Source organism: Streptococcus sp. HMSC062H02 (assembly GCF_001813005.1).
Lineage (GTDB): Bacteria > Bacillota > Bacilli > Lactobacillales > Streptococcaceae > Streptococcus > Streptococcus oralis_S.
The window spans coordinates 23,716-47,008 of record NZ_KV811118.1 but is presented as its reverse complement, the minus strand read 5'-3'; the positions used below and the strand labels follow the sequence as shown (position 1 = coordinate 47,008).

22 protein-coding genes and 3 pseudogenes are annotated in these 23,293 nt (G+C 42.2%); 2 read left to right on the top strand and 23 right to left on the bottom strand.

Translation table 11 applies throughout. The features are described from left to right. The 7 genes and pseudogenes from HMPREF2885_RS04595 to HMPREF2885_RS04565 all read right to left on the bottom strand — a co-directional run. Nucleotides 1–415 (bottom strand): annotated as a pseudogene (locus HMPREF2885_RS04595) (tagatose-bisphosphate aldolase); the annotation flags it as partial. A gap of 10 nt (nt 416–425) precedes the next feature. Further along, nucleotides 426–1,592: an SIS domain-containing protein gene (locus tag HMPREF2885_RS04590; protein WP_070657280.1), complete on the bottom strand. Its 1,167-nt coding sequence runs from the start codon at nt 1,590–1,592 to the stop codon at nt 426–428. A gap of 256 nt (nt 1,593–1,848) precedes the next feature. Further along, nucleotides 1,849–2,253, bottom strand: a complete 405-nt coding sequence (locus HMPREF2885_RS04585; protein WP_000045700.1) for a PTS sugar transporter subunit IIA — start codon at nt 2,251–2,253, stop codon at nt 1,849–1,851. Between the two features lie 3 nt (nt 2,254–2,256). Then, complete coding sequence (locus tag HMPREF2885_RS04580) at nt 2,257–3,078, bottom strand: PTS system mannose/fructose/sorbose family transporter subunit IID (RefSeq protein ID WP_049520508.1); 822 nt, start codon at nt 3,076–3,078, stop codon at nt 2,257–2,259. Next, the gene (locus HMPREF2885_RS04575) at nt 3,065–3,970 is read right to left on the bottom strand and encodes a PTS mannose/fructose/sorbose/N-acetylgalactosamine transporter subunit IIC (protein ID WP_049479223.1); all 906 of its coding nucleotides are present in this window, start codon (nt 3,968–3,970) and stop codon (nt 3,065–3,067) included. Before HMPREF2885_RS04575 ends, HMPREF2885_RS04580 begins: the two co-directional genes overlap by 14 nt. 26 nt (nt 3,971–3,996) lie before the next feature. Next, a complete protein-coding gene (locus tag HMPREF2885_RS04570) occupies nt 3,997–4,473 on the bottom strand; it encodes a PTS sugar transporter subunit IIB (protein WP_000156968.1) in 477 nt (158 codons plus the stop codon). Further along, nucleotides 4,470–6,257, bottom strand: a complete 1,788-nt coding sequence (locus tag HMPREF2885_RS04565; protein ID WP_070657278.1) for a glycoside hydrolase family 35 protein — start codon at nt 6,255–6,257, stop codon at nt 4,470–4,472. Before HMPREF2885_RS04565 ends, HMPREF2885_RS04570 begins: the two co-directional genes overlap by 4 nt. Nucleotides 6,258–6,578: 321 nt before the next feature. Between HMPREF2885_RS04565 and HMPREF2885_RS04560 the strand changes: the two genes are divergently transcribed. Continuing rightward, nucleotides 6,579–7,295: a GntR family transcriptional regulator gene (locus HMPREF2885_RS04560; RefSeq protein ID WP_001007181.1), complete on the top strand. Its 717-nt coding sequence runs from the start codon at nt 6,579–6,581 to the stop codon at nt 7,293–7,295. A 302-nt stretch (nt 7,296–7,597) separates the two neighbouring features. Next, nucleotides 7,598–11,353, top strand: a complete 3,756-nt coding sequence (gene strH, locus HMPREF2885_RS04555) for an LPXTG-anchored beta-N-acetylhexosaminidase StrH (protein ID WP_070657275.1) — start codon at nt 7,598–7,600, stop codon at nt 11,351–11,353. A gap of 57 nt (nt 11,354–11,410) precedes the next feature. Here strH and purB read toward each other — a convergent pair whose 3' ends face one another. From purB to purM, 16 genes and pseudogenes are all read right to left on the bottom strand, one after another. Next, entirely contained in the window at nt 11,411–12,709 is a 1,299-nt protein-coding gene (gene purB, locus HMPREF2885_RS04550; RefSeq protein WP_000610731.1) for an adenylosuccinate lyase, read from the bottom strand. 25 nt (nt 12,710–12,734) lie between these two features. Further along, a complete protein-coding gene (locus HMPREF2885_RS04545; RefSeq protein ID WP_000890289.1) occupies nt 12,735–13,253 on the bottom strand; it encodes a hypothetical protein in 519 nt (172 codons plus the stop codon). A gap of 243 nt (nt 13,254–13,496) precedes the next feature. Beyond that, on the bottom strand, nt 13,497–13,982 hold the full coding sequence (locus HMPREF2885_RS04540; protein ID WP_001121911.1) for a hypothetical protein: 486 nt from the start codon (nt 13,980–13,982) through the stop codon (nt 13,497–13,499). Between the two features lie 19 nt (nt 13,983–14,001). Beyond that, nucleotides 14,002–14,097 (bottom strand): annotated as a pseudogene (locus HMPREF2885_RS10160) (hypothetical protein); the annotation flags it as partial. A 147-nt stretch (nt 14,098–14,244) separates the two neighbouring features. Then, a complete protein-coding gene (locus HMPREF2885_RS04535) occupies nt 14,245–15,411 on the bottom strand; it encodes a hypothetical protein (protein ID WP_001159293.1) in 1,167 nt (388 codons plus the stop codon). Between the two features lie 8 nt (nt 15,412–15,419). Then, nucleotides 15,420–15,515 (bottom strand): annotated as a pseudogene (locus HMPREF2885_RS09875) (phosphoribosylaminoimidazole carboxylase); the annotation flags it as partial. Continuing rightward, the gene (locus HMPREF2885_RS04530) at nt 15,512–16,210 is read right to left on the bottom strand and encodes an aspartate/glutamate racemase family protein (RefSeq protein WP_070657272.1); all 699 of its coding nucleotides are present in this window, start codon (nt 16,208–16,210) and stop codon (nt 15,512–15,514) included. The gene HMPREF2885_RS04530 and the pseudogene HMPREF2885_RS09875, both read right to left, overlap by 4 nt. Before the next feature lie 3 nt (nt 16,211–16,213). Continuing rightward, a complete protein-coding gene (locus HMPREF2885_RS04525; RefSeq protein ID WP_070657269.1) occupies nt 16,214–16,441 on the bottom strand; it encodes a phosphoribosylaminoimidazole carboxylase in 228 nt (75 codons plus the stop codon). Between the two features lie 20 nt (nt 16,442–16,461). Continuing rightward, complete coding sequence (locus tag HMPREF2885_RS04520) at nt 16,462–16,725, bottom strand: hypothetical protein (protein ID WP_065428336.1); 264 nt, start codon at nt 16,723–16,725, stop codon at nt 16,462–16,464. Nucleotide 16,726: 1 nt separating this feature from the next. Then, nucleotides 16,727–17,818: a 5-(carboxyamino)imidazole ribonucleotide synthase gene (gene purK, locus HMPREF2885_RS04515; RefSeq protein ID WP_070657266.1), complete on the bottom strand. Its 1,092-nt coding sequence runs from the start codon at nt 17,816–17,818 to the stop codon at nt 16,727–16,729. Continuing rightward, complete coding sequence (gene purE / locus HMPREF2885_RS04510; RefSeq protein ID WP_070657263.1) at nt 17,805–18,293, bottom strand: 5-(carboxyamino)imidazole ribonucleotide mutase; 489 nt, start codon at nt 18,291–18,293, stop codon at nt 17,805–17,807. The genes purK and purE overlap by 14 nt, the downstream gene beginning before the upstream one ends. A 28-nt stretch (nt 18,294–18,321) precedes the next feature. Continuing rightward, nucleotides 18,322–18,438 (bottom strand): phosphoribosylaminoimidazole carboxylase, encoded by a 117-nt coding sequence (locus tag HMPREF2885_RS10255; RefSeq protein ID WP_080976520.1) that lies wholly within the window; start codon nt 18,436–18,438, stop codon nt 18,322–18,324. A 261-nt stretch (nt 18,439–18,699) separates the two neighbouring features. Then, a complete protein-coding gene (gene purD, locus HMPREF2885_RS04505) occupies nt 18,700–19,965 on the bottom strand; it encodes a phosphoribosylamine--glycine ligase (RefSeq protein WP_070657260.1) in 1,266 nt (421 codons plus the stop codon). 120 nt (nt 19,966–20,085) lie between these two features. Further along, entirely contained in the window at nt 20,086–21,633 is a 1,548-nt protein-coding gene (gene purH / locus HMPREF2885_RS04500) for a bifunctional phosphoribosylaminoimidazolecarboxamide formyltransferase/IMP cyclohydrolase (RefSeq protein ID WP_070657257.1), read from the bottom strand. Nucleotides 21,634–21,648: 15 nt separating this feature from the next. Beyond that, nucleotides 21,649–22,194, bottom strand: a complete 546-nt coding sequence (gene purN, locus HMPREF2885_RS04495) for a phosphoribosylglycinamide formyltransferase (protein WP_000717479.1) — start codon at nt 22,192–22,194, stop codon at nt 21,649–21,651. Further along, nucleotides 22,191–23,213 carry a phosphoribosylformylglycinamidine cyclo-ligase gene (purM, locus tag HMPREF2885_RS04490; protein ID WP_070657254.1) on the bottom strand — a complete coding sequence of 341 codons (1,023 nt, stop codon included), beginning with the start codon at nt 23,211–23,213 and terminating at the stop codon, nt 22,191–22,193. The genes purN and purM overlap by 4 nt, the downstream gene beginning before the upstream one ends. Nucleotides 23,214–23,293 lie beyond the last annotated feature (80 nt).

The following is a 23,293-nucleotide window of genomic DNA, read 5'->3' as shown; positions in this document are numbered from 1 at the left end:
CAGAACTGTCTACATCATAGTAAAGCAAGAACTTAACAGCGTCTGCGCCTTGTTCCTTAATGCGTTTGGCAGACCAAATATCCAAGCAGTCAGGTAAGCGTTTGGTGCTTGTTGTATCGTAACCAGTTTTTTCATAAGCAAGGAGAAGACCAGCATTGGCATCAAGCGCTTTAGTAGCTGGAAGACCATACTCAGGGTCTAGAAGCATAGAGGATGCGTATTTTGTCAATTCATCTGCAACCAATACTTTAAGTTCTTCCATTTGAGCAACTGTTGGCTCTTCTGTTTGGTATTGAGCCATGAGGCGTTTCAAAGCGCCACGTTGGTCAAAGGCAAGAGCTGAGATAATGCCGTTCTCGTCAGAGAGTTTTTGCAAGCAAGCTACTTTATTGGGACTTAATTGTAATTTACTCATAGACACTTCCTTATTTTTGATAGTCATGAATGATCACACCTTGTACCACACGGTTTACTGTACCTGTAGGAGATGGTGTATCTGGTTTATTTTCTACCTTGAGTGAAGTCAAAAGGGCAAAGAGTTGAGCATATACGATGTAAGGGAAGACACGGTAAATATCGTTCAAGACACCGCCACAACCAAGGGCCACTTCTTTGACATTTTCAAGACCAAAGGCTTGATCACTCAAAAGCACAACACGACGAGCAATGTGATCACCAGCCACTTCACAAACCAAGTCCAAGTCGTACTTGCGAGTGTAGTCTGTCGTTGTACCAAATACCAAAACAACTGTATCTTCGTTGATTAATGATTTTGGACCGTGACGGAAGCCAACTGGGCTTTCATACATGGTCGCCACTTGACCAGCTGTTAATTCCAAAATCTTGAGCTGAGCTTCATGAGCAAGTCCAAAGAAAGGACCAGCACCCAGATAGATAACACGGTTAAAGTCAAGGTCAACAAGCTCTTTAACATCTGCTGCATTGTCTAGAATCTTACGAGCAAGGCTAGTCACAACTTCAAAACGTTCAGCTTTCACAGCAAATTCTGTAGGATCAAAGACCAAGAGAGCTGTCAACATCATGGATGTAAAGCTAGAAGTCATGGCAAATCCAGCGTCATTGGAAGCAGCTGGTTGCAAGAGTAAGAGATTGTGGTCATCGCCATGGGCTTGAAGTGCCAATTTCCCTTCTGCAGCACATGTAATGGTCACTTGATAGAGGTCGTCAACCAAGGCTTTAGCCAAATCAACCGTCGCCACACTTTCAGGTGAATTCCCACTACGAGCAAAGGATACAAGGACAGTCGCCACATCTTTTTTCAGATAAGTTTCTGGATTGGCAACAATATCAGTTGTCGCAATAGCATTGAAGTTCCATTTGCGTTCATCATAGACTTCCTTAAAGTATGGTACCAAGGTATCTCCCACATAAGCAGAAGTCCCAGCACCTGTCAAGATAACCTTAATATAGTCATGTTTATCAGCAATCCCTTGTAGGAAGGCTGCAATTTCTTCCCGTTTTGCTTGATAGGCTTCAAAAGCTTCTTTCCATACATCGGGCTGTTGGTAGATCTCACGAGTCGTGATTTCTGCACCCAGTTCAAGTAATTCTTCTTTTGTGTAATTTAGCATAGAGTTCCTCTAATCTATTGTTGTTTCATTCTTATTGAAAATATGGGAATGGGAGTGACTCCCATTCCCATGTATATTCTATATAAGATGCTCTAAGTTACATCTTATACTCAATGAAAATCAAAGAACAAACTAGGAAGCTAGCCGCAGGTTGCTCAAAGCACTGCTTTGAGGTTGTAGATAGAACTGACGAAGTCAGTAACATCTATACGGCAAGGCGACGCTGACGTAGTTTGAATGTGATTTTCGAAGAGTATTATTCATCTTCGTCATCATCAAAGCCCGCTAACAAATCATTGACTTTCACAATGCTTTCTGCAGCACGGCTCTTGTAGTCCGCATCTGCACCTGTAAGGCTGGCATTGATAAATTCAATCACCATTGGAAGATTCATCCCTGCGTAGAGTTCAATGTCGCGACCTTCCATGATCAAACGGCTTACCACGTTACATGGTGTACCACCGAGAAGGTCCGCAAAGACTAGGAAATCATCCAATCCTTCGATAGCAGCTTCAAATTTTGCAGTAAATTCTTCTGGACCATCTTCTGGAAGAAGGGCCACTGCATGAATGTTGTCCTGTGGACCCATGATCATTTCTGTGCTACCTTTAAGTTCTTCACAGAAACGACCATGACTCACCAAAATTAATGATTTACTCATAAATTATGCGCCCATTCCAAGCAAGAATTTACCGATGAATGAAAGACCTACTGCAAGAACGATAATGATACCGATCGCTTTAGTAGAGTTCATACCTTTCTTACCAAGCAACCAGAAGATAAAGGCAGTAAAGATTGCTGGAAGCAAACGTGGGAAGATTGAGTTCAAGATGTCTTGGAAGTCAATCATCTTTTCACCGATTGGCAATTTGTAAGAAATCTCAAAGTTGATCATTGTTGCTACAAGAGCACCCATCATGAAGACACCAAGTACAGATGCAGCGTCAATCAAAGCTGTCAAAGTACTTTGCATGTTGTTGATAAGGTTAACCCCTTCTTTGTAGGCAAATTCCAATTGTTTCCAACGGAAGATGTCATAAGCAACTGCAACTGCGATCCAAAGGAAGATACCCCATGGTTGGCCAGCGATAGCCATAGTTGCTGCGATAGATCCCATGATAGCAGGTACAAGTGAACCAAAGATTGTATCTCCAAGAGGAGCGAATGGTCCCATCAAACCTGTCTTGATACCGTTAACCGCATCTTTAGAGACAACGCCATCTTTTTCTTCCATGGCAAGGTCAAAACCAGCGATAATAGTGTGGAAGAATGGTGAAGTATTGAAGAATTGAGTATGAACTTTCATCATTTCTTTCAATTCAGGAGTTCCATCCCCATACATTTTACGCAATTGAGGCAAGATCATGTAAAGGTAACCAGAAGCTTGCATACGTTCGTAGTTCCAACCTAATTGGAAAGTAAACAAGCTACGTTTGTTGATTTGATTAAAATCTTCTTTTGTTAATTTGTAATTAGAATTCGTCATCTTCAATTTCCCCACTTTCTGATGGTGTAGAAGGTGCTGCTACAGCAACTTTTTGGCTGTTCTTGAAGTGAACAACCGCAAGGAAGATACCTACGATAGAGATACCGATCATAGACAATCCTTTGAAGTTGTTAACAAAGCCAATTTTTTCAGCAACTTCAGCAGGAAGAGTGCTAATGATACCAGCAACTGCTCCACCAAGACTTTGTACGTTTGAGTAAAGAACAGTCAACATAGCTGTCAAACCAAATCCCATAGCAAGGTAGTGAAGGTTACGTTTAACTGGAAGGTAACGAAGCAAGATAGCGAATCCAAGACCTGGAAGCATACGACCTGCAAGAGTCAAACCGTCTGCAACCCATTGGTATTCTTTAACAAGGTTTACAACACCTTGTACGAATTCTCCACCGAAAGCAAGGGCGAAGAATACTGGAAGGGCACGAGATAGAGCCCAAGGAAGCGCACCAAGAAGATAGTTACGTTCGATTCCTTTGTAGTCAAAGCGTTCAATCGCAGCATCAATACGGTGTGCAAAGAAAGTAGTTGTCATACGTCCAAGAACGTCGAAGTATGTCAAAAGTGCCGCTACTGGTACAGCGATTGTTGTAATCGCAAGGTCTGTATCAATACCTTGAGAGATAGAGAATGCTGTTGCAAGAACCGCACCAGAAGTTGCGTCGATACGAGAAGCACCACCGAAGGTACCAACCCCGAGAACGAACAACTGCAAGCTACCACCGATAAACAAACCAGTTGTCACATCTCCCATGATCAAACCAGTAATGAAACCAGCGAATACAGGGGAACCTGCAGATGAAACGATTGTCAACTCATCACAGATTTGATAAGCTGAGTACAAAGTGAGAAGTAAAATTTGCCACCATTGTATCATAACAATGACCTCCTAAAAATTTTTTCCTATTTTAATAAGCTCAAAAAGTCTGAAACTGGATCATTTGGAACCATTTGAGCAGTGAGTTTCACACCTTTTTCTGCTAGTTTGTGGAAATCTTCCACATCCTTGTCTACCACATTGATAGAACGTGTGATAGAGCGAGTTTCTGGTGTTTGAGACATATTGCCGACGTTGAGTGTTTCAAGCGGTACACCTGCTTCGACCAAACCAAGGAAACGGTCTGGTTTACGTGCAACGATAAAGAGACGTTGGCTATCGTATTTACCAGCAAGGATATTTGCTGCTGCTTTCTCAACTGGCAAGATACTGAGTTTCACACCTGGTGGTGTCGCAAGTTTCAAACCACTCTTTTCAATATCGTTGTTAACAACTTCGTCGTCTACAACCATAATGCGTGAAACATTTAGTTTTCCAGCCCAAAGATTGGCTACTTGACCGTGGATCAAACGTCCATCGATACGGCATCCTACAATTGTCATAAGTTTTCCCCCTTTATATGTTTTAGTGTAGGTTTACGAGTTAAATGAATCTCTTCTTTATATTCGCCCTCAGTTTCAAAGATAATGATGCGGTTAGCACCTTCCTTGAGATAACTATGAGGGATATAAAGTGAGAGGGTCGGGCCGACGTTCCAGAAACGCCCTAGGTGACGCCCGTTGACAAAGGCAACTCCCTTACCAAACTCAGACAAGTCTAAGTAGGTATCCTTCGGCTCTTCGACAGTAAAGTCGAAAGCGTAAAAGGCTGGTTGTCCTTCTGTCCATCCTTTTGAAAAATCAATCTTCTCAGGATTATCCAGTGGCAGTGGATATTGTTTCCAATTTAACATGAAGTGTAGATCCTTGCAGACACCTGTACGAATTCCTTTACGCTGCGTATCTGCCAAGAACTTATGTCCGTAGTTGACACGCCCCATATTTTCGACCAAGATGTCAATCTCTGAAAAACCTTCTCGATTTCCCTGACAGTAGATATCTTCACCAATTTCTGTCTGGTATTGAGTGGCAATCCATTGACCATCTACATAGAGTTGAGCTCGGTCACGTCCATCGATGATACGGAGACGTTCCTCTTCGGCATCCCAACTTGCTTCGGTACGATAAAGAAGGTAGCCATAACTTTGACCAAGTTCTTCCATCGCTTTTGGATAGAGGCTTTCAGTAGGACTGGAGAGACTATCCAGGGTTTCAAACAAGGAAACTTTTTCAACTAGTGGAATGGATTCCATTTCCATGCTTTCCTTGTAAAGTGGTTCCAACTGTGGATACTCTGGGAAGTGTGTTGCCATCATCTTCTTGACTGCTAGGTATTTAGCAGTTGGATTTCCTTCTTCATCGAGAAGGGCATCATAATCGTAAGATGTAACTTGTGGCAAATCTAGAGTTCCTCGAGCCGAGCAACCATTCATGAAACCAAAGTTTGTTCCACCATGGAACATGTAAAGGTTGATAGAGCCTTGCTCCAATACCTCTCGAACAGCTTCTGCCAATTCTTTAGGATCCCGTGTGATGATGGGTTCTTTCCAACGGTTGAACCAACCATCCCAGAATTCCATACACATGAGGGGCCATTTCTTGCCATGCTCATCAAAGAATTCCTGCATCTGTGAAAAGTTGTACGGAGCTTTAGAACCGAAGTTTCCTGTCACAAAGAGGTCGTCTTCGATCAAGGTTCCGGCTTTCAGAGTAGCCCTCCATGGGCCATCTGAAGTAAAGAGTGGGCAATCAATCCCTCGGTCTTCCATCAATTTCCGAATTGCTCGTAGATAAGACTTATCTTCTCCATAAGAGCCATATTCATTTTCGACTTGCATCATAAGAATGTTTCCACCATTATCCAACAAGCGAGGCACAAGCCTTGGCAATAATTGGTCATAATAGCGAGCAACAGCCTCGATGTAGGCCGGGTCGGACGAGCGAATTCGCATGTCCTTTGTCAAGAGCCAAGCCGGCAAGCCACCAAATTCCCATTCCGCACAGATAAATGGAGACGGGCGTACAATGGCATAGAGACCTAGATCTTGTGCAATTTGAAGAAATCTCTCCAAATTTCTGGCACCTTCAAAATCAAACTCCCCTTCAACAGGTTCGTGTAAATTCCAAGCCACATAGGTCTCGACTGTATTAAAGCCAAGCGCCTTTAAGTTATAGAGAGAATGATACCAATCCTCTGCTGGAATCCTAAAATAATGAATGGCGCCGGACAAAATCTTGAACGGTTTTCTGTCTAAATAGAAATCGTCCTCAATTTTAAATCTGGTCATGTTATTACCTCTGACGAATTAAGTTTGCGCTTTCATTTATTATAATATTAACTATAATCAAATCTTTTGCATTTGTCAATAGGTTTTAGAAAATTATTTAAAATTTTTCTATTTTTTTACTTACCGTTTACCGAAATTATCTAAAAATAGCATGAAAACGATCTTTTTATGTATGATAATTCACAAGAACATCAAATGAATTTTTTTACATGTAAAATAACATTTTTAGTCTATTATTTTAATTTTTTGACCTTAATACTACTCTTTTCTCTATATTTGTGGTAAAATCAAAATTGGAGAAAGAGAATCGAGGTGAAATTTATGGCTATTCCTAAATACCAATATATTAAAGATGAATTAAAAAATAAAATCATCTCTGGTCAATTTGCAAGTGGAGATAAATTTTATACAGAAGCCGAATTGATCGCGATGTACGATGTGAGTTCAATCACAGTTGTTCGTGCCTTGAACGACCTTGCTAAAGACGGCTACATTGTCCGCCAACAAGGTAAAGGTACTTTCGTTTCACGTGCCCGTAAGCACAAACTCGTTGAGTTTTCAGATGTCGAAATCTTTGAAACAAAAGACGATAAAGTTACTGTCCTTTCTATCGAGCGCGGAAACAAACTTGAATATTTAGATAAACTTGGACTACGTGGAGATCAATTCTACTATAAGATTGAACGTATTCGTCAAACAAACGATGTGACATACATCTACCACACATCTTATATTCCTGAGCAATACATCAATGCCAACTATCCAAATCTTGACTATTATAGCTCTATCTATACACGTTTCAAATTGGATTACCGCATTCACATGAGTGATGAACATTTTGAGGAAATCAACGAAATCGCATTCCCAACACCAGAGCATGCTGCTTCTGTACTGGGAATCGATACACAATTCCCAACTGTCTTCCAAACGAAGACTACAAAACTTGAGGCCACTGGCCAAGTCCTTGCCTATAGTGAAACTTATAAGCGAGCAGACTACTACAAAATCAAATTCATCTCATGTAACCGAGGTCATTAAGAAAAAGCCTGAGCCTAGCTCAGGCTTTTTCTCTATTCATTATAGCACGAGAAAAAAGTTGTGAAAACGCTATGAAGGGCTCTTATTTAATTAGTAGCATTTTTACTAAAAACAAGGTAAATTTTCGTTTGGTTTTTCCTCTGTTTTATCCCTTATTAGCAAATTTCTCCTAAATCTTATGATTTCCTCTATTTATTATAGTTCTTATATAAACCCACTTGACATTTTACTCCTTAGATAATAAAATAAAATTGGTTTTATGTAAACGCTATCATATATGATAATAACAAGGAGGTTTTGTCATGAAACTAGAAAAGAAACAGCGCTTCTCCATCCGTAAATACTCGGTTGGGGCAGCTTCTGTACTGATAGGATTTGCTTTTAGCGCCCAAGTCGTATCTGCCGACGGGATTACTCCAGCTCCAACAGCTGAAGAAACTGTTCAAACTATTCAGGAGAGTCCTCAAGCAGTCAAAGAAGCTGTAGACTCCAAGGTTCCAGAAAAACTGGAAGAAAAGGCTGACAAGCCTATAAAAGAGGAGGTCAAAGAAGACCAGGAGGCTCCTCGAACAGTTGCTCCAACAACCGAAGAGTCAAGCGCACCAGTTGTAACAGAAAATGCTGCTCCAACTCCTACTGCTGAGAAAGAAAGCCCTGCCCCAACTGAAACTCCTGCAGAAAGTACTTCTTCAGAAAAGAAAAATGAAGCCGTCACACCTGCAGTAGCCACTCCTAGTACGGAACGAGCACCTCAGGTAAATGAAAAACTGGCAAAAAGAAAAATGATCTCAATCGACGCTGGACGCAAGTACTTCTCTCCAGACCAACTCAAAGAAATCATCGACAAAGCCAAACACTACGGTTATACTGATCTTCATCTACTAGTTGGAAATGATGGCATGCGTTTCATGCTGGACGACATGACAATCACAGCCAATGGCAAAACCTATGCAAGTGACGATGTCAAACGTGCACTCGAAAATGGAACTGATGCCTACTACAAGGATCCAAACGGCAACCATTTGACAGAGAGTCAGATGACGGACTTGATCAACTATGCTAAAAACAAAGGCATTGGTCTCATTCCAACTGTAAACAGCCCTGGTCACATGGATGCGATTTTGCATGCCATGAAAGAACTAGGCATCCAAAAACCGAACTTCAACTACTTTGGTAAGGAATCTGCTCGTACCGTTGACCTTGATAACAAAGAAGCGGTTGCATTTACCAAAGCTCTGATCGACAAGTATGCTGCTTACTTCGCTGGCAAAACTGACATCTTCAATATCGGACTAGACGAGTACGCCAATGATGCTACAAACGCCAAAGGCTGGAGCGTTCTTCAAGCCTATAAATGGTATCCAGAAGATGGATTCCCAGACAAGGGTTATGATAAATTTATCGCCTACGCCAACGACCTTGCTCGCATCGTCAAATCTCACGGCCTCAAACCAATGGCCTTTAACGATGGTATCTACTATAATAGCGACACTAGCTTTGGAACCTTTGACAAAGACATCATCGTTTCTATGTGGACTGGTGGATGGGGCGGATACGACGTCGCTTCTTCTAAACTTCTAGTTGAAAAAGGCCACCAAATCCTTAATACCAACGATGCTTGGTACTACGTCCTCGGACGAAATGCCGATGGCCAAGGCTGGTACAACCTCGACCAAGGACTCAATGGTATCAAGAACACTCCAATCACTTCTGTACCAAAATCTGATGGGGCTACTATCCCGCTCATCGGGGGTATGGTAGCTGCTTGGGCGGATACCCCATCTGCACGCTATTCACCATCACGCCTCTTCAAACTCATGCGTAGCTTCGCAAATGCCAATGCTGAATACTTCGCAGCTGACTATGAGTCTGCTGAGCAAGCTCTGAAAGAAGTTCCAACAGACCTTAACCGCTATACTGCAGAAAGTGTCGCAGCTGTCAAAGAAGCTGAAAAAGCCATTCGCTCACTCGATAGCAACCTCAGCCGTGCTCAACAAGATACCATTGACCAAGCAATCGCAAAACTCCAAGAAGCTGTAAGCAATTTAACCTTCACACCAGAAGCTCAAAAAGAAGAAGACGCGAAACGTGAAGTTGAAAAACTTGCCAAGAACAAGGTAATCTCCATCGATGCCGGACGTAAGTACTTCTCAGCTGAGCAACTCAAACGTATCATTGATAAAGCTAGCGAACTTGGATATTCTGATGTGCATCTCCTCCTAGGAAATGATGGACTTCGCTTCCTACTTGATGACATGACTATCACTGCTAACGGAAAAACTTATGCAAGTGACGACGTCAAAAAGGCCATCATTGAAGGAACAAAAGCTTACTACGATGATCCAAACGGAACCACTCTTAGCCAGGCTGAAATCACTGAATTGATTGAGTACGCAAAATCAAAAGGGATTGGACTAATTCCAGCGATCAACAGCCCAGGTCACATGGATGCCATGCTTGTCGCTATGGAAAAATTGGGTATCCAAAATCCTCAAGCCAACTTTGACAAGGTCTCTAAAACAACCATGGACCTTGAAAACGAAGAAGCGATGAACTTTGTCAAAGCCCTTATCGGCAAGTACATGGACTTCTTTGCGGGCAAGACTAAGATCTTTAACTACGGTACAGACGAATACGCTAATGACGCTACCAACGCTCAAGGCTGGTATTATCTAAAATACTACAATCTCTATGGCAAGTTTGCTGAGTACTCTAACACTCTTGCTGCCATGGCCAAAGAAAGAGGCCTTCAACCAATGGCCTTCAACGATGGTTTCTACTATGAAGACAAGGATGATGTTGAGTTTGACAAGGATGTCATCATCTCTTACTGGTCTAAAGGATGGTGGGGCTATAACCTTGCAACTCCTCAGTACCTAGCAAGCAAAGGCTATAAACTCCTTAACACCAACGGAGACTGGTACTACGTGCTAGGTAATCACAAACCAGATGAAGCCTACCCACTATCAAAAGCACTTGAAAACTCTGGCAAAGTACCATTTAACCAGCTTGCATCTACCAAGTATCCAGAAGTAGACCTTCCAACCGTCGGAAGCATGCTTGCTATCTGGGCAGACAAACCAAGTGCTGAGTACAAGGAAGAAGAAATCTTTGAACTCATGACTGCCTTTGCAGATCACAACAAAGACTACTTCCACGCTAACTACAACGCACTCCGTGAGGAACTTGCTCAAATCCCTGCAAACTTGGATGGATACAGCAAGGAGAGCTTGGAGGCCCTAAATGCAGCTAAAGAAGCTCTCAACTACAACCTCAATCGTAACAAACAAGCCGAGTTAGACGCTCTCGTAGCCAAGCTCAAAGCAGCCCGCCTAGGCCTCAAACCAGCAGCAACCCACTCAGGAAGCCTCGATGAAAACGAACTAGCTGCCAATGTTGAGACCAAACCGGAACTCATCACAAGAGCAGAAAAGATTCCATTTGAAATTATCAAGAAGGAAAATCCGAATCTCCCAACTGGTCAGGAAAAGATCATCACACCAGGTGTAGAGGGCGAACGCACTCATTACATCTCTGTCCTTACTGAAAATGGGAAACAAACAGAAACGGTTCTAGATAGCCAAGTAACCAAAGAACCTGTGACCCAAGTGGTTGAAATCGGTGCCCCTATTACTCACAAAGGGGATGAACACGGTCTTGCTCCAGCCGCAGAGACAAAACCTAGACTGGACATCCAAGAGGAAGAGATTCCGTTCACTACCGTAACACGTGAAAATCCGCAATTACCACTCGGACAAACGCAAGTCATCGTTACTGGTGTAAATGGTCGTCGTACGATTTTCTACTCTGTCAGCACTACTGCTGACGGCAAGGAAGAAAGAACCCTTGTTAATAGTGCGGTATCGCAGGAAGCGGTCGCGCAAGTTGTCGAAGTCGGAACTGCCGTTGAGAAAGCTGAGCAAACTGCACCAACTACTGCCAAAGCAGATGAAAAACAACTCCCTGCAACAGGAAGTCAAGACTCTGCAGGCTTGGTCGCAGCAGGACTCATGGCGACTCTAGCATCCTACGGACTGACTAAGAGAAAAGAAGACTAAGATTCTTCTAAGAGAATACGAAAAAGCGAGATTGAATCTCGCTTTTTTATTTTATGATTAGTCACCAAGTCCGATACGTTCGAAGATATCATCTACTCGTTTGGTGTAGTATGCAGGGTTGAAGATTTCATCGATCTCCTCTTGAGTGAGGCGTGATGTCACTTCTGGATCTGCTTCGAGAAGCGGTTTGAAGTCTACTTGGTTGTCCCAAGAGTGGGCTGTTTTTGGTTGCACCAAGTCGTAGGCTTGTTCACGCGTCATGCCTTTTTCGATCAAGGTCAACATAGCACGTTGACTAAAGATAAGACCAAACGTAGAGTTCATGTTGCGGATCATGTTTTCTGGGAAGACCGTCAAATTCTTGACAATATTTCCAAAGCGGTTGAGCATGTAGTCAATCAAAATAGTCGTATCTGGTGTGATGATACGCTCAGCTGATGAGTGAGAAATATCACGTTCGTGCCAAAGAGCAACGTTCTCATAGGCCGTCACCATGTGACCACGGATAACACGCGCCAAACCTGTCATATTTTCAGAACCGATTGGGTTGCGTTTGTGAGGCATTGCAGATGAACCTTTTTGCCCTTTGGCAAAGAACTCTTCCACTTCGCGCTGCTCAGACTTTTGCAAACCACGGATTTCAGTCGCCATACGCTCGATAGAAGTTGCGATGCTGGCAAGAACTGCAAAATACTCAGCGTGAAGGTCACGAGGAAGCACCTGTGTAGAGATTTCTTGAGCACGGATACCCAGTTTGTCGCAGACATATTGCTCTACAAATGGAGGAATGTTGGCAAAGTTACCAACCGCGCCAGAGATTTTCCCAGCTTCTACACCAGTAGCCGCATGCTCGAAACGCTCGATATTACGCTTCATTTCACTGTACCAAGTCGCCAATTTAAGACCAAAAGTTGTTGGCTCCGCATGCACACCGTGGGTACGACCCATCATGATGGTGAACTTGTGCTCCTTAGCCTTATCAGCGATGATGTTGGTGAAGTTTTCAAGGTCACGACGAATGATGTCGTTGGCTTGCTTGTAAAGGTAACCATAGGCAGTATCCACCACGTCGGTAGAGGTCAACCCATAGTGGACCCACTTGCGCTCTTCGCCAAGCGTCTCAGAAACCGCACGCGTGAAGGCCACCACATCATGGCGTGTCTCCTGCTCAATCTCCAAAATCCGGTCGATATCGAAGTCCGCCTTCTCGCGGATCAAAGCCACATCTTCCTTAGGGATTTCCCCCAACTCAGCCCATGCCTCGTCAGCCAAGATTTCCACCTCAAGCCAAGCACGGTATTTATTTTCTTCACTCCAAATGTTCGCCATCTCAGGGCGAGAGTAACGGTTGATCATGGTTGTTTCTCCTTAATAAATATTTTCATCTTAAATTATTTAAAATATCCATTTCTTCCTTAGTATATGAAGTATAATTTTGTTGTTTTTTACTTGTTAGACGTAACAGAGTCATCGAATTAATTGAAATCGAAAAAACTATACCGCTTAAAATAGCACCTATCACAAGGAATATTAAACCTACTATCCCTCTTAAAAAAATTGAAGTAACTGATACAAATTGAATTAGGGATATCATACTCAAAGTACAGTTTGCAAATAATTGAACTTGTAACTTATTAAACCGCCAATATAAGTCAAAATAATTTTCATTAAATTCTTCCTTAAATTTTGAAGATATTACTATTTTTTTGGCAAGTGTATTAATATCAAAATAGTAATTTATATATATATTTAAAATAGCGAAAGCAAGAAGTGTATATAGCAATTTATTATTTGTAATAATACATAATAAAATTATAAAAACAAAGTCAAATAATATCACATTTGTTTTTTTTAATATATATATAATTGACAACTTATATTTAGAAAATTTCTCTAACATTTATAGATAATCCTTTAATTTTTTATTACCATCTCTATTTGGAGTGGTTGTTACTATTTAAACTTACAGTCCTAAATACTTTATATTTAACATCAACTTCTTCCAAAAACCTTCGATAATTATGTCATCTTCATTTATATAAAGACTACTTTTTAACACCATAATTACAAATCTCTTATCATAAGTAAAAGCTTGAATAGAGAGGTAATATCCTAATAAAACCAATATTATCAGTAGTATTATCTAACCAATAAAACTATTTTCTATACTATTTTCATTACCTATCCATAGTAACTCTAAAAGTTTTTCTCTAGTAATAATATCTTTAAGAAGAGTAATATATGTTGTACTTACAAAAATCGAAATGGTAGCTAAAACACCACAACTCCAATTTGCAAAATTCGCTATCTTCTTTAATGAAGATTCTATATCACCAATCAATAATTTTTTTGAATCGTCATCTAATAATTGACTCTTTTTAATATATATCGCTAAGTTTTTTATATCAGATCTCTCAAAAAGAATTATCATTCGGTAAAACACTCCCAAAAGTACTAAAAAAGGAAGTGCTACTATATTATTTTCATCCAGTTCACCGTTTACAATTAAAAAAAGTAAAACCAACATTCCATACAATAATATATACTTGAAGAATTTATTTGTAATAGAATCAATCAAGCTTATCTTACTTCTCAAAAATTTTTTTACTTCAAAATATTTTATCGGCATTTAATTCCTTTCTGGACTCTTACATATCATACATCATTTCACTAAACAAAGTCACATGTCCCATTTTGCGGTTGTGCTTCGCTTCTATTTTACCATACAAATGGAGGCGGGCGCTTGTTCCTTTATTTCTATTTTATCAAAAGAAAAATGCCTTCATCCTGAACTCAGTTCCTCAGAAACTTTCTCTTTTTTCAGCATTTTCTTTGAATTTCTTACATTTACTTCTAATCTTAAATTTTGTGCTTCAAAATTGATAGACCTATTATTCATCCTTCTCTTCACTATCAGGTTCATTAAGTGGGCTTGGTAAATCTAAATGCCTAATAGTATCAGATAGCCCTTGAATAGACTTTAATATTCCAGAATCTATTTTAGGTATTTGAATATTATGGAACACTTCCATCATAGATTTGACCGCATTATTAAAAGCAAGATTGTTAGCATAAAACCTATCCATTGCTGGTCTTATTACTTCTGATACTGTTTTAGATAAAGATGATAAGCTAGCCAGAAACTCTGGATCAAAAATATCATTTGTAAGTTTTCTAGTTGCTTCAAAATCCCATTTCTCGAGCATACTATATTCAAGCTCTTCTAATTCTTTAATTACATCTGACAATAACAAATCTATTTTTTTGTAACGCCTATAGGTTAGTGTGTGAAAATGCATAACATCATTTCTGTACTCTCTTATTCTATCGTAGTTATTTTTGAGTACATCAACTTCTTCACTATTAGTGAATGGTGTAAAATGTTTTTCCCATATAGTGATTGGAAACAAATTTCTTATCATTTCTTTCAGAATATATTCATTCTTATTTTGAAAATCTTTAAAATGAATAGTTAAGTCACGAACTGGATTTATATTTATTTCAAATATCAACGAATGTAGTTCAGCTATTTGCAACCTTTCAATTTGTTCAATTGTATGAATTTTTGATAAATCTAATTTATCATTAGTCTGTTCCTTAACAATCCTTATAATATCCTCATCCTCGAGTTGAGACAAAGCTAATACAAAAATTTTTCGTAATAACGATTCATATGTTTGAAATTTAGGATAAAGCCTATTCGAAAAATACATAGATAAACTATTAGATAGAATTGAATATTTCAAACGATTTTTTCCTAAAAATTCTCTAAATTTTGAAAGGAAATCTCCGAACTTTTTAGCTGAATTCAATTTAGATTTGCTGTATTCATAGCTAAGTATAATTTTAACTAGCCCCCTTCGAAATTGATAGGTATTTATTGTAAAATCGTCATCTTTGAAAGCACACTTATATTTAGCTAAATGCCCTTCTATATACTTATCACCAACTTCAACTTGACTATAAGAAGTAATACTAATTATTTTTGAGCTAAGAAATAATTCATCAAGTTTAGCAATGTTAATATTTTTAGTTAATAACTCTACCTCAAATTGCATATTAATTTCTAAAAATCAATCCCTTCCCCTAATTCTACCACACTATTTAGCGCATCACTAAACAAAGTTATATGCCCTACCCTACGGTTGTGCTTGTCTTCTATAATCTTTTATTCACCGCCCACTCCGCTGCTTTCTCTGCATGAATCACTGTTGTGTCATAGAGAGGCAGGTCAGTATCGGATTGCTTGACGAGGAGACCAATCTCGGTACAACCCAAAATAACAGCTTCAACGCCTGCTTTTTTCAAATCATCTATAATGGTAAGATAAGCCTGTTTTGAGCTTTCTTTGATGTTCCCTAGGCAGAGTTCGTCATAAATGATTCGATTGACCTCTGTAATACCAGCTTGGTCTGGAATCAGCACTTCTAACCCAGACTCTATTAATTTTTCCTTGTAAAAATCTTGAGTCATGGTGTACTTGGTCCCTAGGAGACCGACTTTTTGAATACCGTCAGCCAACAAGGCCTGCGCAGTTGCCTGCGCAATATGCAAGATTGGAATCGTAATCTTTTCTTGTATCTGCGGAGCAACCTTGTGCATAGTGTTGGTGCAAATAACAATGAAATCTGCACCAGCTTGCTCCAAGCGATGAGCAACATCTGCCAACAGTTGACCGCTTTTCTCCCAGTCCCCGACTGCTTGATAATGCTCAATCTCTGCAAAATCAACACTGTAAAGTAGAATCTTAGCTGAATGCAAGCCACCCAGCTCTTTTTTGATGGTTTCGTTGATGATTTGGTAGTAAGATGTGGTGCTTTCCCAACTCATACCACCAATCAGACCAATAGTTTTCATAGGCTAATTAAACTCCTCCTTGCTTATCACAACCGACGGATAGTGTGGCAAGCTACTTAGATCTGCACCCAATGGCGAATCATAGATAGCCAGATAATTGTCTGGATATTGAATCTTTAATTCCTGATATTTGGCTTTTACTTTTTCATGGTCAGCGCTGGTAAAAAGCACTTCTACAACGGCGATTTCTTTGCCTTCCTCCACAAAAGCGTTTACAATAATTTGAATCATAAACTGGTTTCCATTTAGCTTTAAAGATTATCATTTTCTGAGTCTTCATGTATAGAAAATTCAAATGAAATTCTCTCAGGATGTCTAGGCAGGCCGTAACTACTCAGATAATCCTTAACTTCCTTCACGGAACAAGAATATTCTAAGACTAGCTGATTGCCAGCTCTCTCTAAAATATGAATCCCCTCTCTATCCGCAATCTCTGGAACAATCAAATCGTCCGTATAAGTCAGTGTTACGGTCGTTATTTCATCATCTAGCAATTCATCAAATTCTTCTGCCATTTCAAAAATCAATCCCCTCACCAAACTCAACTACACTATCCGGTACATCACTAAACAAAGTCACATGTCCCATCTTACGGTTGTGCTTCGCTTCTATTTTACCATACATGTGGAGGTGGGCGCTGGGATTTTCTGTGACATATTTTTCAGCGACCTCAACGTGTTGGCCGAGTACGTTGAGCATGACGGCTGGTGCATGCAGGTGGACAGCTGGTAATGGTGCTCCGAGAACGCCCAAGATATGGGTATCAAACTGCGAGAAGTCACAGGCTTCGATAGAGTAGTGCCCTGAGTTATGTGGGCGTGGAGCAATTTCATTGACAATGATATCATCAGCGGTCGCAAACATTTCCACGCAAAGGGTTCCAGATAGGTTGAGCTGTTCAGCGATTCGTACTGCCATGGCTTTGGCCTTTGCTGCTATGCTTTCTGAAATACGGGCTGGGACAATGGTCTTGGACAGGATGCTATTGCGATGGATATTTTCCTGAACTGGGAAAACCGTCACGTCCTTGCCATTACCAGACACGATGACAGAAATCTCAAGGTCAAAGTTGACGAATTCTTCCAAGACGCAGTCTGCTGAGTCGGCTAGTACATAAGCTTCTTCCAAATCTGCTTCTGAGCGAATGACCTTTTGTCCATGCCCATCGTAGCCACCAGTCGCAGTCTTGAGGACATAATTTTTCGATAGGTCGATGTCTGCCAAGTCTTGACTTGAAGTCACGACCTTGTAGGGTGCCACAGTGACTTGTGCCTTGTTTGAGAGAAAGTCCTTTTCAAAGATACGATTTTGCGAAATGCGGAGCAGATCTGTCCCTTGAGGGAGCTGACCTTCCTTGATGACAGCATCCAAACCGTCAGCATCGACATTTTCAAATTCATAGGTGAGAACATCGCAACGCTCAGCCAACTGACGGAGGGCATCCACATCATTATAAGGAGCCACGATGATTTCCGCCACACGAGAGGCCGGGCAATCCGCTGCAGGATCCAGCGCGATAACCTTGTGCCCCATGTAGATAGCAGAAATAGCCATCATCTGCCCCAACTGACCGCCACCGATAATTCCGATTGTTTTAGATGAGCTCATTTGTAGACTCCTCTGCGATTTTTCCTTGCTCTTCTGCGAAATCTGCCAAAGCTTTCGCGATAGCCTGATCCTCTACTGAGAGGAGACGGAGGGCAAAGAGGGCCGCATTTGTCGCACCTGCTTCACCGATAGCCATTGTCGCAACAGGTACACCACCCGGCATCTGTACGATAGAGTAGAGCGAGTCCACGCCACTAAGAGCGCGCGACTTGACGGGTACCCCTATGACAGGAAGGGTTGTTTTCGCTGCGACCATACCTGGTAAATGGGCGGCACCACCAGCTCCTGCGATAATGACCTTGATACCACGGCTACGGGCTTCCTCCGCATGTCTAAACATGAGGTCTGGTGTACGGTGAGCGGAAACAACTTTCTTTTCGTAGACTACACCGAAGCGGTCTAGGACTTCTGCTGTTTTTTGCATGGTTGCCCAGTCGGATTTTGAGCCCATGATAATGGAAATTACTGGTTTCATTTATTCTCCTTTTTCTTCCTTTCAACAATCACCTTAAGTTGTGAGGGACGGCAGCAGCCACCAAAGGTGTCTCATGCCTAAATCGGAAGCCCAAGGTCTTCCGATTTCCCTGAACGATTGGCTTATCATCCAATCGTTCTTTCACAACGGCGGTGATTGCTCTATATTAGCTCGCTAATGCTCGCAAATCAAACGACCATTATCGTATTTTGTGAATTTTTCTTTTTCTTTTAAATAATCGTCTAATGTAGTGCGGACGTAAGCGAACGCTTGTGGCGTTCCATTACTAAAACTGGAGCCTAGGTCTCCAGTTTTCCGCTCCTAGTAGCAAAGCTACTAGGAGTTCCACTACTGCGACGATTATTCTATAGTGGCTCGCTTTCGCTCGCCATGGCAAATATGTCTGTTAATCTTTTATGGCCTTGCTTCCGATATCTGTTCGGTAAAAGAGACCTTCTGTGTTTTGTTGGGAGAGTTCTTGGTAGATGGTATCTTGGGCGTCTTTGACGGTGTCTGCTGTGGTAACTAGCATATAGACACGTCCGCCATTTGAAAGCAATGCTCTGCTATTTTCCACAAACTTAGCCCCTGCATAGTAGGTGATGATGTCGCCATCAGCTTTGGCTGGCAACTTGACACCCTTTGCATAATCTAGCGGGTAGCCCTTGGATGCGACAACCACACCTAGAGTCACACCCTTGTCTGTCCAGGTAATGGTTGGCTCCTTGCCATCGAGAATATCCGTGATATTTTGCGCAAAGTCAGATGTCAAGCGAGGCAGGATAATCTGAGTTTCGGGATCACCAAAACGAGCGTTAAACTCGATAACCTTCGGACCGCCAGCAGTCAAAATAAGCCCCGCGTAGAGGACACCCAGATACGGACGACCTTCTTTGATCATCCCTTCAAGGACTGGCTTGACAATGGTGTCAACCGCCGTATCAACCACGCTCTGTGGCAAGTGAGGAACTGGCGCATAGGCACCCATCCCGCCAGTGTTAGGGCCCTTGTCGCCATCGTAGGCACGTTTGTGATCCTGAGCCGTTGGCATGATGTAGAACTTGTCACCATTGACAAAGGCAAAAAGTGAAAATTCCTCTCCTGCAAGAAACTCCTCGATAACCACACGCGCACCAGAGTCCCCAAATTTATTGTCTAAGAGCATCTCGTGAGCGGCTTCGACCGCTTGCTCAACCGTTTCAGCTACGACAACACCTTTACCAAGTGCCAAACCATCTGCCTTGACAACGATAGGAGCGCCTTTCTCCTCGATATAAGCCTTGGCCTCCTCGAAATCTGAAAATGTGCCATAGGCTGCTGTCGGGACGTCATATTTGACCATGATTTCCTTAGCAAAATCCTTGGACCACTCCAGCTCCGCTGCAGCCCTAGTCGGACCAAAAGCCTTGAGCCCAGCTTTGTTAAAATCATCCACGATACCAGCAGCAAGGGCATCATCTGGCCCGATGAAGGTCCAAGCAATATCGTTGGCCTTTGCAAACTCAATTAACTTAGAATGTTCGGAAATAGAGATATTTACCAATTCTAAACCATCCAGAGTCATCCCGTCATTTCCAGGAGCTACAAAGACATTTTCAACGTCTTTTGATTCAAGCAACTTCTTAGCAATCGCATGTTCACGACCACCCGAACCGACAACTAACAGCTTCATCTCTCAACCTCTTTTGCGAATTATTTAATAACATTATATCACAAACGTTCGTTTTAATCTTGTTTCACTTAGTATTTTAAGCCAAAAAAGGAAAGAAACTGTTTTCTTCCCTTTTGCTTCTTAATGTCTAAAATGTCTCACGCCTGTGAAGACCATAGTCAAGCCGTATTTGTCAGCAGCTTCGATAGATTCTTGGTCACGGACAGATCCACCTGGTTGGATGATGGCTTTGATACCTGCTTTAGCAATTTCTTCCACGTTATCCGCGAATGGGAAGAAGGCATCCGAAGCAAGCACAGCGCCATCAAGGCGGTCTTTAGCTTGGTCAATAGCGATACGGACTGAAGCCACACGGTTGGTTTGACCTGGGCCAACGCCAAGTGTCATGTGGTCATTCGTCACGATGATCCCGTTTGATTTCACATACTTGATAGCTTTCCAAGCGAATTCAAGAGCAGTCGCTTCTGTCTCAGTTGGCTGGCGTTTGGTCACCACTTGCCAGTCAGCTGGGCTTTCCTTGACCACGTCTTGGTTTTGCACAAGAAGTCCACCAACCACGCCTGTGTACTCTGCTTCCACTTCACTAGCATCTTGAGCATCAAATGGTAAGGCAAGGATGCGCAAGTTTTTCTTTTTATTGGTCAAAATGGCTAGCGCTTCATCCGTATAGCTCGGTGCGATGATGATCTCGAGGAATACACCGTGCATCTTCTCAGCAGTCGCAGCATCCACCTCACGGTTAAGGACGACAATTCCACCAAAGATAGACACTGGGTCAGACTCATAAGCATAGTCCCAAGCAGTTTCGATGTCATCAGCTTGACCAATTCCACATGGGTTCATGTGTTTGAGAGCCACAACGGTTGGACGATCTTTGAAATCACGGATAATACGGATGGCCGCATCCGCATCACGAATATTATTGAAGGACAATTCTTTACCGTTCAGTTGTTTCGCTGATGCAATGGAGTAATCCGTTGGCAAGGCTTTTTGATAGAAATCGGCATCTTGTTGAGGATTTTCACCGTAACGCATAGCTTGTTTAAGGTCATAAGTCAGAGTGAGTTTTTCAGGTTTGCTTTCACCCACTTGTGCCGTGAAGTATTCTGCAATCAAGGCATCATAAGCCGCTGTGTGACGGAATACTTTCGCTGCCAACCGTTGGCGAGTTTCATAACTTGTTTCGCCGTTTGCTGCCAATTCGTCAAGAACAACAGCATAATCAGCAGGGTCTACCACAACTGTTACGCTAGCGTGGTTCTTCGCTGCAGAACGAAGCATGGATGGCCCACCGATATCGATGTTTTCAACTGCGTCAGCGTAGGTCACATCTGGTTTGAGAATCGTTTCCTTGAAAGGATAGAGGTTGACCACTACAAGGTCAATGAGCTCAATCTGATTGTCCTTAGCCGCTTGAAGGTGGCTATCCAAGTCACGACGAGCAAGGAGACCACCGTGGATATTTGGATGAAGAGTCTTGACGCGACCGTCCATCATTTCTGGGAAGCCAGTCACATCGTCGATCGCAATGGTCTCCACCCCAGCATTATCAAGGGCAACCTTTGTCCCACCTGTCGAGATGATATCCCAACCAAGTTTTTTGAGTTCTTGGGCAAATTCAACAATGCCCGCTTTGTCTGAGACGCTGATTAAGGCGCGTTTAGTCATGTTATTTCCTTTCATTTACTTATCCAACAATTCTCTAATAACCTCTGGATACAACTTGTACTCTGCCTCATGAATCCGAGCTTCAAAGCTTTCGATGGTATCATCAGCTAGACGTGGAACACGGACTTGTTTGATGACCTTGCCTGTGTCCACACCTGAGTCCACCCAGTGAATGGTGACGCCACTCTCAGCAACACCAGCATTCCAAGCGTCCTCAATCCCATGAGCTCCTGGAAATTCGGGCAGGTAGGCAGGATGAATGTTAATGATCCGACCCTCGTAAGCAGCGAGCAAAGTTGGCCCAACGATTTTCATATAGCCTGCGAGACAAACCAAGTCAATCTGGTGTTCTTCCAAGAGCTCGACAAGAGCTGCTTCGTAGTCCGCCTTGTTCTCAAACTCCTTGAGTTCAAAAGCATAGGACAGAACGCCGAGCTTGTCTGCACGCTCGAGCACATAGGCGTCTCGATGGTCTGAAAAGACAAACTCCACCGGAAATTCTTCAGCAATCACCTGAAAATTTGAGCCGTTACCAGAGGCAAAAACCGCTATTTTTTTCATTTGATGATGACACTTTCGTTTTCTTTCTTGACGATGCGACCAATTTCATAGACTGGTTCATCCAGTAATTCCTTGACACGATCTACATTTTCAGGGCTAACTGCCAGCATGAGTCCCACACCCATATTGAAGATTTCAAACATTTCTTCATGCTTGATTTTACCGTATTTTTCAAGAGCTTTGAAAATCGGAAGCACTGGAACCTTGTCTTCTTCAATTTCCGCAGCTAGGTCAGCCGCAAACATACGAGGAACATTTTCAATAAAACCCCCACCTGTGATGTGGGCAATACCGTTGACCAATCCTTCTTTGATGAGTGGCAAGACAGCCTTGACATAGATACGAGTCGGCTCAAGAAGGACTTCCTTGAGTTTCTTGCCTTCCAATTCTGGCAAGACTTCCTCACCCGTGTAGTCGGCAAAAACACGGCGCACGAGTGAGTAACCATTCGAGTGAATCCCACTTGACGCAAGTCCGAGAAGAACATCACCTTCTGCCACTTTTGAACCGTCAATGATTTGAGATTTTTCAGCCACACCGACTGCAAAACCAGCCAGATCGTAGTCATCTTCGCCATACATACCAGGCATTTCAGCTGTTTCCCCACCAATGAGGGCTGCACCTGCCTGCACACAGCCTTCTGCCACACCAGCAACGACTTGTTCTAGTTTAGCTGGTTCATTTTTACCAGTTGCGACATAGTCGAGGAAATAGAGGGGCTCCGCACCTGCAGCGATAATATCGTTGACACACATGGCCACACAGTCTTGCCCAATCGTATCATGCTTATCATACTTGATGGCCAACATGAGCTTGGTCCCGACACCATCTGTCCCCGAAATCAAGACTGGCTCTTTGACACCTGTTTTTGAAAGGTCAAACATGCCACCAAAGCCACCAAGAGCTCCCATAACACCCGCACGCTCCGTACGAGCCACGTGCTTTTTGATCCGTTCAACAACTTCATAACCCGCTTCAACATCTACACCCGACTGGGCATACGCATTTTTATTTGCCATTTTATTTTTCCTTTTCTTTGAGAAGATTGCGACGTATTTTTAGATAAACAATTATTTTATCTAAAAATACTAGTCAGGGC

Bases quoted from the DNA above. Each gene is read 5' to 3' on its own strand.
- HMPREF2885_RS04590 (WP_070657280.1), bottom strand. From the start codon at position 1,592: ATGCTAAATTACACAAAAGAAGAATTACTTGAACTGGGTGCAGAAATC.
- HMPREF2885_RS04585 (WP_000045700.1), bottom strand. From the start codon at position 2,253: ATGAGTAAATCATTAATTTTGGTGAGTCATGGTCGTTTCTGTGAAGAA.
- HMPREF2885_RS04580 (WP_049520508.1), bottom strand. From the start codon at position 3,078: ATGACGAATTCTAATTACAAATTAACAAAAGAAGATTTTAATCAAATC.
- HMPREF2885_RS04575 (WP_049479223.1), bottom strand. From the start codon at position 3,970: ATGATACAATGGTGGCAAATTTTACTTCTCACTTTGTACTCAGCTTAT.
- HMPREF2885_RS04570 (WP_000156968.1), bottom strand. From the start codon at position 4,473: ATGACAATTGTAGGATGCCGTATCGATGGACGTTTGATCCACGGTCAA.
- HMPREF2885_RS04565 (WP_070657278.1), bottom strand. From the start codon at position 6,257: ATGACCAGATTTAAAATTGAGGACGATTTCTATTTAGACAGAAAACCG.
- HMPREF2885_RS04560 (WP_001007181.1), top strand. From the start codon at position 6,579: ATGGCTATTCCTAAATACCAATATATTAAAGATGAATTAAAAAATAAA.
- strH (WP_070657275.1), top strand. From the start codon at position 7,598: ATGAAACTAGAAAAGAAACAGCGCTTCTCCATCCGTAAATACTCGGTT.
- purB (WP_000610731.1), bottom strand. From the start codon at position 12,709: ATGATCAACCGTTACTCTCGCCCTGAGATGGCGAACATTTGGAGTGAA.
- HMPREF2885_RS04545 (WP_000890289.1), bottom strand. From the start codon at position 13,253: ATGTTAGAGAAATTTTCTAAATATAAGTTGTCAATTATATATATATTA.
- HMPREF2885_RS04540 (WP_001121911.1), bottom strand. From the start codon at position 13,982: ATGCCGATAAAATATTTTGAAGTAAAAAAATTTTTGAGAAGTAAGATA.
- HMPREF2885_RS04535 (WP_001159293.1), bottom strand. From the start codon at position 15,411: ATGCAATTTGAGGTAGAGTTATTAACTAAAAATATTAACATTGCTAAA.
- HMPREF2885_RS04530 (WP_070657272.1), bottom strand. From the start codon at position 16,210: ATGAAAACTATTGGTCTGATTGGTGGTATGAGTTGGGAAAGCACCACA.
- HMPREF2885_RS04525 (WP_070657269.1), bottom strand. From the start codon at position 16,441: ATGATTCAAATTATTGTAAACGCTTTTGTGGAGGAAGGCAAAGAAATC.
- HMPREF2885_RS04520 (WP_065428336.1), bottom strand. From the start codon at position 16,725: ATGGCAGAAGAATTTGATGAATTGCTAGATGATGAAATAACGACCGTA.
- purK (WP_070657266.1), bottom strand. From the start codon at position 17,818: ATGAGCTCATCTAAAACAATCGGAATTATCGGTGGCGGTCAGTTGGGG.
- purE (WP_070657263.1), bottom strand. From the start codon at position 18,293: ATGAAACCAGTAATTTCCATTATCATGGGCTCAAAATCCGACTGGGCA.
- purD (WP_070657260.1), bottom strand. From the start codon at position 19,965: ATGAAGCTGTTAGTTGTCGGTTCGGGTGGTCGTGAACATGCGATTGCT.
- purH (WP_070657257.1), bottom strand. From the start codon at position 21,633: ATGACTAAACGCGCCTTAATCAGCGTCTCAGACAAAGCGGGCATTGTT.
- purN (WP_000717479.1), bottom strand. From the start codon at position 22,194: ATGAAAAAAATAGCGGTTTTTGCCTCTGGTAACGGCTCAAATTTTCAG.
- purM (WP_070657254.1), bottom strand. From the start codon at position 23,213: ATGGCAAATAAAAATGCGTATGCCCAGTCGGGTGTAGATGTTGAAGCG.